We start from the raw sequence: 12,568 nt of genomic DNA, 5'->3' as shown, positions 1-12,568 counted from the left end.
GGCGGAAGCGCGTGTGGTGGGGGGTCAGCCGGTGGTGCGGACGGCGCGCGCCAGCGAGCGCGCGCGACGGTCCCGGACGACGTCGTCGAGCAGCAGCGGCTGACCGGACGGGTCCGCCAGCGGCACCCGCCAGTTCGGGTACTCCTCGTCGGTGCCGGGCTGGTTGATGGTCCGCCGGTCCCCGACGGCGTCGGACAGCGAGACGCCCAGCAGCCGCGACGGCGTCCAGGTCAGGAACCGGTGCAGGGCCTCGACGGTCTCGCGCTCCCCCGACCCCGGCGCGAGCAGCCCGCGCGCCACCAGCATCGCCAGCACGGACTCGCGCTCGGCCTCGTCGATCTCCCGCTCCTGCTCGACGGGACGGGTCAGCAGCCCCAGCGACTCGCGCAGGTCCACGTGCACGCCGGCCAGGTACCCGGCGGTGGGCGGCAGGTCGTGCGTCGTCACGGTGGCCAGGCACAGCTCGCGCCACTTCTCGGGCGGCAGCGGCTCGCCGTCGTCGTCCTTCTCGAACCACAGGATCGACGTCCCGAGCACCCCGCGCTCGCTCAGGTAGGTGCGCACCCACGGCTCGACGACGCCCAGGTCCTCCCCGATCACGACGGCGCCGGCCCGGTGCGCCTCCAGCGCCAGGATGCCGACCAGCGCCTCGTGGTCGTACCGGACGTAGGTGCCCTCGGTCGGCGGGTGGCCGTCCGGCACCCACCAGAGCCGGAACAGCCCCAGCACGTGGTCGACGCGCACCCCGCCGGCGTGCCGCAGCACGGTGCGCAGCATATCCCGGTACGGCGCGTAGCCGAGCTCGGCGAGCTGGTCCGGACGCCACGGCGGCTGCGACCAGTCCTGGCCCTGCTGGTTGAACGCGTCCGGCGGCGCACCGACCGTGACGCCGTGCGCGAGCGCGTCCCGCAGCCCCCACACGTCGGCGCCCTCGGGGTGCACGCCGACGGCCAGGTCGTGGACGACGCCGAGCGACATCCCGGCGGCCCGGGCGCGCCGGTGCGCCGACGCCAGCTGCTCGTCGGCCACCCACTGCAGCCAGCGGTAGAAGTCGACCCGCTCGGCCAGCCGGTCGCGCTCGTCGGCGACGGCGTCGGACGTCGGGTCGTGCAGCTCGACGGGCCACTGCCCCCAGGGCAGTCCGTGCTCCTCGGCGAGCGCGCACCAGGTGGCGAAGTCCACCAGGCCCTGGCCCTGCTCGACGCAGAACGCCTCGAACTCGCGCTCACGACCCAGCGTGCGTCCCTGCTCGTGGACCTGCTCGAGGGCGGACCGCTTGGCCTGCCAGCAGGCGTCCCGGTCGAGCCCGTCGGCGGCGTTGGCCTGCTGCGCGGCGTCGGCCTGCCACTCGATGAGCTGGCGCTGGGCCGAGGGCATGGCCCCCACCTCAGGGATCGCCTCGACCCGGATGTACAGCGGGTTCACGAACCGCCGGGTGGTGGGCAGGTACGGCGAGGGCTCCATCTCGCCGACCGGCTCCGCGGCGTGCAGCGGGTTGGTCAGCACGAAGTCGGCGCCCAGGTCGGCCGCGCTCCAGACGGCCAGCTCCGCCAGGTCGTCCAGGTCCCCGATGCCCCAGGACCGGCACGAGCGCACCGAGTACAGCTGCGTCATGAAGCCCCAGGCCCGACCCTCGCCGGTCAGGGCGGCGGGCATGGTCAGCTGGGCCGGGGTGACCACCAACGGGCAGGACGACGTCCGGCCGGCCACCCGGGCCACCAACCGGTGCCAGCCCAGCGGCAGGTCGGCCGGCACCTCGAAGGTCGCCTCGCCCACCTGCTGACCCTCGAGCACCCGTGGCTCGACCCAGTGGTCGCGCTGCTCGAGCTCGCGCCGTCCGCCGCCCTCGAGCTCGATCCAGGCGAGCACGGAGCTGCCGTGCGGGAGGTGCACCGGCACCCACGGCGTCCAGCCGCTGCGCGTCACCACGACGGGTGGCAGCACCCGGCGCCACGGCGCCTCGTCGGCGAGGTGCAGCGACTGCTGGGCGGCCTCGTCGTCCGACGCGTCGACCCCGAGCGCCGCCAGCACCGCGCGCACCGTCGAGGCTGACACCAGGACGTGCTCGCCCGTCCAGCTCCAGTACTCGGTGGCGACCCCGAAGCGGCGCGCGAGATCGACCAGCTCTCGGCTGGGCGGTTCGTGCCGGGCGTCAGTCACGGGAGCTCGCAAGGGGTTCGGTCGTGCGGGGAAGGGCGGTGCAGCGTCCGATCCTGCCACGTAGGCTGCCCGACATGGCGTCCACCGCACCTCTGCCGACCCAGGACTACCCGCAGGCGGAGCGCCTCGACCTCGTCGAGCGCCTCCCCGAGTCCGACCCGACCCACGACGTGGCGGACCCGTACCGCTGGCTGGAGGACGACGCGGCCGAGGCGACGCAGGCGTGGTCCCGCGCGCAGGACGAGCTGCTCGCCGAGCACCGCGAGCAGTGGGGCGGGCGCGAGCACCTGCGCAGCCGGGTCACCGAGCTGCTCGGCGCGGGCGTCGTCAGCGCCCCGGCCTGGCGCGGCGACCGCCAGTTCGTGATCCGCCGCACGGCCGGGCAGGAGCACGCGCTGCTGCTGGTGGTGGACGGCGACGGCACCGAGCGGGTGCTGCTGGACCCGATGGTGATCGACCCGTCCGGCGCCACCACGCTGGACAGCTGGCAGCCCAGCAAGGAGGGCCACCTGCTCGCCTACCAGCTGAGCGAGGGTGGCCGCGAGGAGTCGGTGCTGCGGGTCCTGGACGTCGCGACCGGTGAGCTCGTGGACGGTCCGATCGACCGGGCCCGCTACTCCCCCGTCGCCTGGCTGCCCGGCGGCGAGGCGTTCTACTACGTGCGGCGGATCGACACCGCCCACCTGCCGGCCGACGAGCAGCAGTACCACCGCCGGGTCTGGCTGCACCGCGTCGGCACCAGCGCGGACGACGACGTGCTGGTCTTCGGCGAGGGGCTGGAGAAGACGAACTACTACGGGGTGTCGGTGTCGATGGACGGGCGCTGGCTCAGCGTCACCGCCTCGGCCGGCACGGCGCCGACGAACGACCTGTGGCTGGCCGACCTGCACGCCGGCTCCGTCGAGGCGCCCGAGCTGGTCGTCGTCCAGTCCAGCGACGTGGACGCCCAGACCAGCCTGTCCGTCGGCCGGGACGGCCGGGGCTACGTGTTCACCGACCGGGACGCCCCGCGCGGCCGCATCGCGGTCGTCGACCCGAGCGCCCCGGCGTACGAGAACTGGGTCGACCTCGTCGGGCAGGACGACGAGGCCGTGCTCGAGGGCTTCGCGGTGCTGGACGGCGACGCGCTGGACACCGCGCTGTGCGTCGTCGCCTGGACCCGGCACGCCGTCGGCGAGCTGACCGTGCACGAGCTCGCGACCGGCGTCCGGGTGGGCGAGGTGCCGCTGCCCGGCGTCGGTTCGGTCGGCGGGCTGAGCGAGCACCCCGAGGGCGGCCACGAGGTCTGGATCGGGTACACCGACTCGGTCACGCCGAGCAGCGTGCTGCGCTTCGACGCGAGGACCGGCGAGACGTCGACGTGGGCGACTGCGCCGGGCTCGGTGGACGTGCCCACGGTGAGCACCCAACAGCTGGTCTACCGGAGCAAGGACGGCACCGAGGTCCGGCTGCTGGTCGTGTCGCCCACCGCCGAGGCGGACCGCCCGCGCCCGACCGTGCTCTACGGCTACGGCGGCTTCGGCCTGCCGCTCACCCCCGGGTACTCCGCCGGCATCCTCGCCTGGGTCGAGGCCGGCGGCGTGTACGCCGTGGCCGGCCTGCGCGGCGGCGGCGAGGAGGGCGAGGACTGGCACCGGGACGGCATGCTCGGCCACAAGCAGAACGTCTTCGACGACTTCCACGCCGCGGCCGAGTTCCTCATCGAGCAGGGGTGGACGACGACCGAGCAGCTGTCGATCAGCGGCGGCTCGAACGGCGGGTTGCTGGTCGGCGCGGCCGTGACCCAGCGGCCGGAGCTGTTCGCCGCCGTGGTGTGCTCGGCACCGCTGCTGGACATGGTGCGGTACGAGAAGTTCGGCCTGGGCGCGACCTGGGCGAGCGAGTACGGGACGGCGGCCGACCCCGAGCAGCTGGGCTGGCTGCTCGGCTACTCGCCCTACCACCGCGTCGTCGAGGGCACCCACTACCCGGCGACGCTGTTCACCGTGTTCGCCGGGGACACCCGGGTGGACCCGCTGCACGCCCGCAAGCTCGCGGCGGCCATGCAGCACGCGACGTCCGTGGGTCCGGATGAGGCGCCCATCCTGGTGCGCGCCGAGGCGAACGTCGGGCACGGCGGGCGGGCGATCTCGAAGTCCGTGGAGCTCACCGCGGACGCGCTGGCGTTCGCTGCGCACCACACCGGGCTCGCGCTGGGCTGACGGGCTCGCCTGGGGCTCAGGGGTGGGCTGACACGCCGCTGTTCGGTCCTTCCCGGGTCGGCCCGTAGCCTGGGAGGCTGCCCGAAGCAGGGATCCGACGACCAGGAGGTCCCCTCCCCGTGCTCCACGCGCTCACCGAGTTCTCCGCTGCCGACGCCAAGAACCTCCCCACCTGGCTGACCGAGAACGTCGTCCCGCCGCTCGTCCGGATCCTCACGATCCTGTTCGTCGCGGCGGTCATCCGGTTCATCCTGCTGCGGCTGCTGCGGCGACTGATCCGCGGGACGGTGCAGTCCACCGACAAGCTGGCGGAGAACCGCGCGACCCGGGTGCTGGTGTCCGCGACCGGCGCCCTGAACGAGCGCCGGCGCGCGCGCACCGAGACGCTGGGTTCGGTGCTGGGCAGCGTGATCACCGGGGTGGTCTTCGGCATCGCGTTCCTGATGATCCTGAGCGAGCTCGGCTTCAACCTCGCGCCGGTGCTCGCCTCGGCCGGGGTGGCCGGTGTGGCGCTGGGTTTCGGGGCGCAGAGCCTGGTCAAGGACTACCTGTCCGGCATCTTCATGCTGCTGGAGGACCAGTACGGCGTGGGTGACCTGATCGACACCGGCGAGGCCGTCGGCACGGTCGAGGAGGTCACGCTGCGCATCACGAAGCTGCGCGACGGCAGCGGGGTCGCCTGGTACGTGCGCAACGGCGAGATCGTCCGGGTCGCGAACAAGAGCCAGGGCTGGTCGACGGCGATCGTGGACATCCCGGTCGCCTACGCCGAGGACATCGAGCGCGCGAAGCAGGTCATCAGCGACGTCGTCGCGCAGGTGTACGCGGACGAGTCGTTCGCCGGGATCATCCTGGACGCGCCGACCGTCGCGGGGGTCGAGCAGATCACCGGGTCCACCGTGACGATCCGCGTGATCGCCAAGACCGAGCCGAACGAGCAGTGGGGCGTCCAGCGCGCCATCCGCGAGCGGGTCAAGGTGGCGTTCGACGCAGCCGGGGTGCGCGCCCCGGTGGTGTACCCACCGGCCGGCGGCGCAGCGGCCGGCCCTGGCACCATCAGCGGCACCGTCTAGCTCCCACCCCCACCCACGCTTCCGCCACTCAAGCCGGTTTCCGCCGCTCAGGCCGGTTTCGGACCGGTGAAACCGGCCTGAGGGGCGGAACCGTTGCGGTGAGCGGGCGCGCGGACGGCGCGGGCGGCACTGTGGAGGCATGCCTCCCCTCGCACTCGTCACCGGCGCCACCGGATACATCGGCGGCCGCCTCGTCCCCGAGCTGCTGAAGGCCGGGTACGACGTCCGCTGCCTGGTCCGCAGCCCGGACAAGCTCCGGGACCGGCCCTGGCGCGACGACGTCGAGATCATCGAGGGGGACGTCGGGGACGTCGACACCGTCACCAAGGCCGTCGAGGGCACGGATGTCGCCTACTACCTGGTGCACAGCCTCGGCTCCGGCAAGCGCTTCGAACGCCGCGACCGTGACATGGCCCGCTCCTTCGCCCGCGGTGCCCGGGCCGGCGGCGCGCAGCGGCTGGTGTACCTCGGCGGCCTCTACCCCGACACCGAGGACCTGTCCCCGCACCTGGACTCCCGCAAGGAGGTCGGCGAGATCCTGCTCGACTCCGGGGTGCCGACCACGGTGCTGCGCGCGGCAGTGATCCTCGGCTCGGGCTCGGCGTCCTTCGAGATGCTCCGGTACCTCACCGAGCGGCTGCCGGTGATGATCACCCCGCGCTGGGTCGACAACAAGATCCAGCCGATCGCCGTCCGCGACGTGCTGCGCTACCTCGTGGGCGCCGCCCAGGTGGACCCCGAGGTCAGCCGCGGCTTCGACATCGGCGGTCCGGACGTGCTGACCTACCGCGAGATGATGCGCCGGTACGCGACCGCAGCCGGGCTGCCGCGCCGACGGATCTACCCCGTCAACGTGCTCACGCCCCGGCTGTCCAGCCACTGGGTCGGCGTGGTCACCCCGGTGCCGAACAGCCTGGCCCGTCCGCTGGTCGAGTCCCTGGTGCACGAGGTGGTCTGCAAGGAGCACGACATCGCGCGCTACGTCCCGGACCCGGACGGCGGCCTGGTCGGCTTCGACCGGGCGCTCGAGCTCGCGCTGGCCAAGGTGCAGGCGTACGACGTGGACACCTCGTGGTCGTCGGCCAGCATCCCCGGCACGCCCAGCGACCCGCTGCCCAGCGATCCGGACTGGGCCGGCGGCACGCTCTACGTCGACGAACGCTTCGCGCCGGTACAGGCACCCCGGGAAGCGTTGTGGTCGGTCATCGAGGGCATCGGCGGTGAGAACGGCTGGTACAGCTGGCCGCTGGGTTGGTGGGCTCGCGGCGTGCTGGACCGGCTCAGCGGCGGTCCCGGTCTGCGGCGCGGCCGGCGCAACCGCTACGACCTGGCCGTCGGCGACGCCCTCGACTGGTGGCGGGTGGAGGAGATCGAGGACCTGCACCTGCTGCGGCTGCGCGCCGAGATGCGGCTGCCGGGCCTCGCCTGGCTCGAGCTGATCGTCGAGTCGCCGCAGGACGCCGCGGACGGCCCGCAGGACGCGCCGACGGACGGCGTGGTGTTCCGCCAGCGGGCCATCTTCGCCCCGCGAGGGCTGGCCGGGCAGGCGTACTGGCAGGCCATCAAGCCGTTCCACGGCATCGTGTTCGGCGGGATGCAGCGCGGGATCGCCGCCGCGGCCGAGCAGGCGGCCCGGCGGGCGCCCGGTCAGGCGGGGGAATCGCCGGCGAAATGGCGCCCGTCGGGCAACCTTCCGGGCACCCTGGGTGGTCGTCAGGGCTGAGGGGCTCCGACCAGGAGCCCGCAGCACCCGGAGGCGACGTGGACGCAGGCTTCGAGGCCTACGTGGTGGCTCGCGGTGACGCGCTGCACCGCACCGCGTACCTGCTGACCCACGACCACGCGCTCGCCGAGGACCTCGTGCAGACCGCGTTGGCGAAGGCCTGGCCCGCCTGGGGCCGGATCCGGACCGAGCCGGACGCCTACGTGCGCAAGGTCATCGTGAACACCTTCGCGACCTGGTGGCGGCGGCGCTGGAACGGCGAGCGCCCCACCGAGACCCTGCCGGACGTCGCGTCCGCCGACCACGGTGACGCGGTCGCCACCCGGGCTGGGCTGGTCGACGCCCTGGCCCGGCTGCCGCGCCGTCAGCGCGCCGTCGTCGTCCTGCGCTTCTTCGAGGACCTCACCGAGGCCCAGACGGCCGACGTCCTCGGGATCAGCGTCGGCACCGTGAAGTCCCAGACCTCCAAGGCGCTGGCCCAGCTGCGCGTCTCCCCCGCGCTGGCCGACGCCCGCGCCTCCCTCCCGATCGAGGAGCAGTCATGACGCTGAGCACGGACGAGCTGCGCGCCGCCCTCGACGAGGCGTCCCACGCGCCCTACGACGCGGCGTCCTCCGCGCGGCTGTCCGGCGTCCGGGCTCGGGTGCGCCAGCGGCAGCGCCGTCGCACCGGTGGGGCGGCGGGCCTGGTCACCGTGGCCATGGTCGCCGTCGCCGCGGTCGCGACCGGTCTGACCGCGGGGAACGGTCCCGGCCCGGTGACCGCGGCCTCGCCGTCCCCGACGTCGTCGGCCGTGGCGGCCCTCCCACCCCTGCCGGTGCTGTACCGCGGTCAGGGCGTCCTCGCGCAGCTGTCCGGCGCGGACGACGAGAGCCCGGCCAAGCAGGTCGTGCTGCCCGCCAGCAGCAGCGGGGGCATCGTCGTCCGGTGCGCTGGCCCGAAGGACGCCGCACTGGACGACGGCACCTCGGTGCTCGTGTCGGCGGATCTCGGTGGCACTGCGGTCGCGCCGCACGCCGTCACCTGCCTACCTGACGGCGAGCCGGTCGACGGGACCATCCTGGCCACCGTCGACCCGAAGGCTGGGGCGGCGATCCGGCTGCAGGCGCGGTTCGACCGGCCGGTGCCGGCGGGGTCGACGTTCTCCGTCGCGGTGCTGGACGGCGAGAACGTGATCGACCTGTCGCCCTTGCGCAAGGCACCAGCGGGCTACGCGTTCGTGAGCTCGCTGGCGCTCTCCGACGGCTGGGTCTACGCCTCGGGATCACCCGACGGCGCCGAGACGTCGTCTCGCGACGACGTCCTGGGTGGCGCCGAGATCATCATGGAGCAGCAACGATCCGTGCACCTGGTGGTGCGGTGCATCGGCCGGCAGCAGCTGCTTGCCACCACGGCGGACGGCGGGCGGCAGACGGTGAGCTGTCCCGCCGGGGAACGGGTGACCAAGACCGTCGACCTCACCCTGAAGCGGTCCGCCGAGCAGCGGTTGCGGCTGGACGTCAGCGACGCCGATCCGGGCGCCCTCGTCGAGGTGGGCGTCTACTCCCGCTGACCCACGCTTCCGCCGTTCAGACCGGATTCGGACGTCGGAAAGCGGGCTGAGTGGCGGAAACCGGCCTGGGTGGCGGAGGCGTGGGTGGGGGTTTGAGAGACTGGGCGGGTGAGCGAGCAGCAGCAGGTCAGCTTCTACGACGAGGTGGGTGGGCACGACACCTTCGTCGCCCTCGTGCACCGGTTCTACCAGGGCGTGGCCGGCGACCCCGAGCTGCGCGCGCTCTACCCGGAGGACGACCTGGGCCCCGCGGAGATCCGGTTCCGGATGTTCCTCGAGCAGTACTGGGGCGGCCCCACGACGTACAGCGACGAGCGCGGCCACCCGAGGCTGCGGATGCGGCACCACCCGTTCGCGGTGACCACCCACATGCGCGACCGCTGGCTGCACCACATGCGGGACGCCGTCGACGAGGTCGCGCTCGCCCCCGTGCACGAGGCGATCCTGTGGGACTACCTGGAGCGGGCCGCGCACTCGTTGGTCAACACCCCCGACTGACCGGCACGCCGGTGCGCCGGACAAGCGCTCGCACGCTCGGCGCCCGCACCCCGTAGCCTGCTGCGGTGACTGCTGAGCCCCTCGAGACCCACACGGCCGTGCCCGCCGCGTTCGCGACGTCCGCCCCCGGCCAGGAGTGGTGGCGCAGCGCCGTCATCTACCAGGTCTACCCGCGCTCGTTCGCCGACTCGGACGGCGACGGCATCGGCGACCTGCCCGGCATCACCGCCCGGCTGCCGCACCTGGCCGAGCTCGGCGTGGACGCGCTGTGGCTCTCGCCGTTCTACAGCTCCCCGCAGGCGGACGCCGGCTACGACGTGGCGGACTACCGCGAGGTCGACCCGGTCTTCGGTGACCTGGCCGCCGCGGACGACCTGCTGGCCCGCGCGCACCAGCTCGGGCTGCGGGTCATCGTCGACATCGTGCCCAACCACACCAGCGACGAGCACGCCTGGTTCCAGGCGGCGCTGGCCGCCGGCCCGGGCAGCGCCGAGCGTGCCCGGTACCTGTTCCGGGACGGGCTCGGCGAGCACGGCGAGCTCCCGCCGAACAGCTGGCGCTCCGTGTTCGGCGGCCCGGCGTGGACGCGGGTCACCGAGCCCGGCGGCGCGCCCGGCCAGTGGTACCTGCACCTGTTCGACGTCAAGCAGCCGGACCTGGACTGGACGAACCCGGTGGTGCACGCCGAGTTCGACTCGGTCCTGCGGTTCTGGCTGGACCGCGGCGTCAACGGCTTCCGGATCGACGTCGCGCACGGCCTGGTCAAGGCCGAGGGCTTGCCGGACTGGGACCACGAGCTCGACCTGCTCGAGGGCGGCGACTCGCGCTTCTCCCGTCCCCCGTTCTGGGACCAGCCGGGGGTGCACGAGATCTACCGCGAGTGGCACCGGGTCGTCGCGGAGTACGCCGGCGACCGGGTGCTCGTCGCCGAGGCGTGGGTCTACCCGGCCGCACGCATCTCCGACTACGTGCGCCCCGACGAGCTGCACCAGTCGTTCAACTTCCCCTACCTCGTCACCCCCTGGCAGGGCGCCCCGCTGCGCGAGGTGATCACCGAGTCGCTGGCCGCGATGGCCGGGGTCGGCGCACCGGCGACCTGGGTGCTGAGCAACCACGACGTGCTGCGGCACACGACCCGGTTCGGCTTCGAGCCGGGCACCGCGCTGCCGAACGGCATCGGGGCGGACGACGCGCAGCCGGATGCCGAGCTCGGCCTGCGCCGCGGCCGGGCGGCCACGATGCTGATGCTCGCGCTGCCCGGCAGCGCGTACCTGTACCAGGGCGAGGAGCTGGGGCTGCCCGAGCACACGTCCCTGCCGGACGACGTGCGGCAGGACCCCACCTGGCTGCGCTCGAGCCACGAGCACCGCGGCCGCGACGGCTGCCGGGTGCCCCTCCCGTGGTCCGCGGACGCGCCGTCCTACGGCTTCGGCCCGACGAGCAGGACGTGGCTCCCGCAGCCGGCGAGCTGGGCCGCGCTGGCCCTGGACGCCCAGCGGGCCGTACCGGGGTCGACGTACGAGACCTACCGCGAGGCGCTCGCGCTGCGCCGGGCCGAGCGGCTCGGCGAGGGTGAGCTGACCTGGGTGGAGGGCTACCCGGCGGAGGTCGTCGCGTTCCGCACCGGCGAGGTCCTCGTGCTGGCCAACACGGGGACCGGGACCGTGCCGCTGCCCGACGGCGCACAGGTGCTGCTGACCAGCGTGCCGGTGGACCTGTCGCAGGGCCTGCCGGCCGACGTCACGGTGTGGGTGCGGGCGCGCTGAACAGCTCGCCCAGCGCCTCGATCAGGGGCTTGACCTCCTCGGGCGTCTGCGTGCCGTTGATCACGTAGGTCCGCGAGCCGACGCTGAGCTTGTAGTAGATCTGGTCGCTGGTCGTGGTGTCCGGCGTGCTCGCCGGCAGCGCGGGCAGGTTCGCCTGCTCGACGGCGTCGGCGATCGCCTTCACCTGCGCCGGGTCCGCGGTACGGGTGACCGGCTCCCCCACCTTGCGCGAGACCGTGTACGTGCCGTCCGGGTTCAGGACGACGGCGTCGTGCATGCCGGCGATGCCGCCGGTGCGGGTGAGCACCACGGGACCGGCCAGGACACCGGGCGTGCCGGTGGACGTCGCGGCCGTCGTCCCGGACGTCGTACCGGACGTCGTCCCTGCGGCCGGGCCGGGCTGCTCGGAACCGCACGCGCCGGCACCCAGGACGAGGACGCCGCCGAGCAGAGCGGGCAGCAGGCGTGCGGCGGACGTCGTTCGCAGGTCAGGTCGCATGGTCATGGGACGCTAGCGGGTGACGTCCGGTTCCACCCGTTTGCGCCGGATCTGGTTCGGCGCTGCCGCGACCCGCCCGCGACAGCGGCCTAGGTCGTGGTCGTGCTGGTGGTGATGGGCTCCGGTGCGCCGGCCGGGCGGATGATGCCGCGGAAGCCCACGTGCGCGGTCCCGGTGTCGACCATCTGAGCCTGGCGCGCCGAAGGCCGGTAGCGCAGGCAGTAGTTGGGGGCGCACAGGTGCGAGCCGCCCTTGATCACCATGCGCGGGAGGTTCGAGCCCGGCTCTCCGGCGGCGGCGAAGGACTCGTCAGGGCTGGTCACCCGAGGGTTGCGGGGGACGCAGCAGGAGTGCTGGCTCGGGCCCGGGTTCGTGTAGAAGTCGCAGGTCCACTCCCAGACGTTCCCGGTGATGTCGAGCAGGCCGTACCCGTTGGGCGGGAAGCTGCCCACCGGCGAGGTGCCCTCGTGCCCGTCCACCAGCAGGTTCTGCCAGGGGAACTCGCCCTGCCAGGTGTTCGCCATCGCGCGACCCTCCGGGAAGTGCTCGTCGCCCCAGGCGAACACCGCCCCGTCGAGGCCGCCGCGGGCGGCGAACTCCCACTCGGCCTCGGTGGGCAGCTCCTTGCCGGCCCACCGGCAGTACGCGTTCACGTCCTCCCAGGCGACGTGCACGACGGGGTGGTTCGGGCGGCCGGCGGACGAGCTGCCCTTCCCCGTGGGGCGCTGCCAGGACGCGCCCGGCTCGTACTGCCACCACATGCGGTTGTCGTTGAGGTCGACCGGGCCCGCGCTCTTGCGGAACACCAGGGATCCCGGGACGAGCAGCTGCGGGTCGGCGTCCGGGTAGTCGGCGGCGTCGAGCGGGCGCTCGGCCATCGTGACGTAGCCGGTCTCGGTGACGAACTCGCGGAAGGCCTCGACGGTCACCGGGTGCTCGTCCATCCAGAAGCCGTCGACCGCGACGCGGCGCACCGGGCGTTCCTCCGGGTAGAACTGCTCCGACCCCATCGCGAACTCACCACCGGGGATCCACACCATCCCCGGTGCCGGGGGTGCCGAGGGGGCCTCGCGGGCGTCGACCGTCATGGGGACAG

General features: G+C 73.6%; 10 protein-coding genes. 7 read left to right on the top strand and 3 right to left on the bottom strand.

What is annotated here, in order from left to right:
• Nucleotides 1-24: 24 nt before the first annotated feature.
• A complete protein-coding gene (gene malQ / locus ABEB17_RS16030; protein WP_345717731.1) occupies nt 25-2,160 on the bottom strand; it encodes a 4-alpha-glucanotransferase in 2,136 nt (711 codons plus the stop codon).
• Between the two features lie 74 nt (nt 2,161-2,234).
• Between malQ and ABEB17_RS16025 the strand changes: the two genes are divergently transcribed.
• From ABEB17_RS16025 to ABEB17_RS15995, 7 genes are all read left to right on the top strand, one after another.
• Complete coding sequence (locus ABEB17_RS16025; RefSeq protein ID WP_345717730.1) at nt 2,235-4,361, top strand: prolyl oligopeptidase family serine peptidase; 2,127 nt, start codon at nt 2,235-2,237, stop codon at nt 4,359-4,361.
• A gap of 119 nt (nt 4,362-4,480) precedes the next feature.
• A complete protein-coding gene (locus ABEB17_RS16020; protein WP_345717729.1) occupies nt 4,481-5,434 on the top strand; it encodes a mechanosensitive ion channel family protein in 954 nt (317 codons plus the stop codon).
• Between the two features lie 139 nt (nt 5,435-5,573).
• Nucleotides 5,574-7,157, top strand: coding sequence for an SDR family oxidoreductase (locus ABEB17_RS16015; protein WP_345717728.1), 1,584 nt, complete (start codon nt 5,574-5,576; stop codon nt 7,155-7,157).
• A gap of 38 nt (nt 7,158-7,195) precedes the next feature.
• The gene (locus ABEB17_RS16010; protein WP_345717727.1) at nt 7,196-7,702 is read left to right on the top strand and encodes a SigE family RNA polymerase sigma factor; all 507 of its coding nucleotides are present in this window, start codon (nt 7,196-7,198) and stop codon (nt 7,700-7,702) included.
• Nucleotides 7,699-8,709: a hypothetical protein gene (locus tag ABEB17_RS16005; RefSeq protein WP_345717726.1), complete on the top strand. Its 1,011-nt coding sequence runs from the start codon at nt 7,699-7,701 to the stop codon at nt 8,707-8,709. Before ABEB17_RS16010 ends, ABEB17_RS16005 begins: the two co-directional genes overlap by 4 nt.
• Before the next feature lie 108 nt (nt 8,710-8,817).
• Nucleotides 8,818-9,207, top strand: a complete 390-nt coding sequence (locus tag ABEB17_RS16000) for a globin (protein ID WP_345717725.1) — start codon at nt 8,818-8,820, stop codon at nt 9,205-9,207.
• A 65-nt stretch (nt 9,208-9,272) separates the two neighbouring features.
• On the top strand, nt 9,273-10,973 hold the full coding sequence (locus ABEB17_RS15995; RefSeq protein WP_378227145.1) for a glycoside hydrolase family 13 protein: 1,701 nt from the start codon (nt 9,273-9,275) through the stop codon (nt 10,971-10,973).
• On the opposite strand, the gene ABEB17_RS15990 is transcribed toward ABEB17_RS15995, so the two are convergent.
• Nucleotides 10,948-11,478, bottom strand: a complete 531-nt coding sequence (locus tag ABEB17_RS15990) for a protealysin inhibitor emfourin (RefSeq protein WP_345717724.1) — start codon at nt 11,476-11,478, stop codon at nt 10,948-10,950. The genes ABEB17_RS15995 and ABEB17_RS15990 overlap by 26 nt on opposite strands.
• Nucleotides 11,479-11,561: 83 nt before the next feature.
• Nucleotides 11,562-12,560 carry a formylglycine-generating enzyme family protein gene (locus ABEB17_RS15985; RefSeq protein WP_345717723.1) on the bottom strand — a complete coding sequence of 333 codons (999 nt, stop codon included), beginning with the start codon at nt 12,558-12,560 and terminating at the stop codon, nt 11,562-11,564.
• Nucleotides 12,561-12,568 lie beyond the last annotated feature (8 nt).

It is taken from the genome of Angustibacter luteus (genome assembly GCF_039541115.1).
Taxonomy (GTDB): domain Bacteria; phylum Actinomycetota; class Actinomycetes; order Actinomycetales; family Angustibacteraceae; genus Angustibacter; species Angustibacter luteus.
This window is presented reverse-complemented; position numbering and strand designations above follow the sequence as displayed.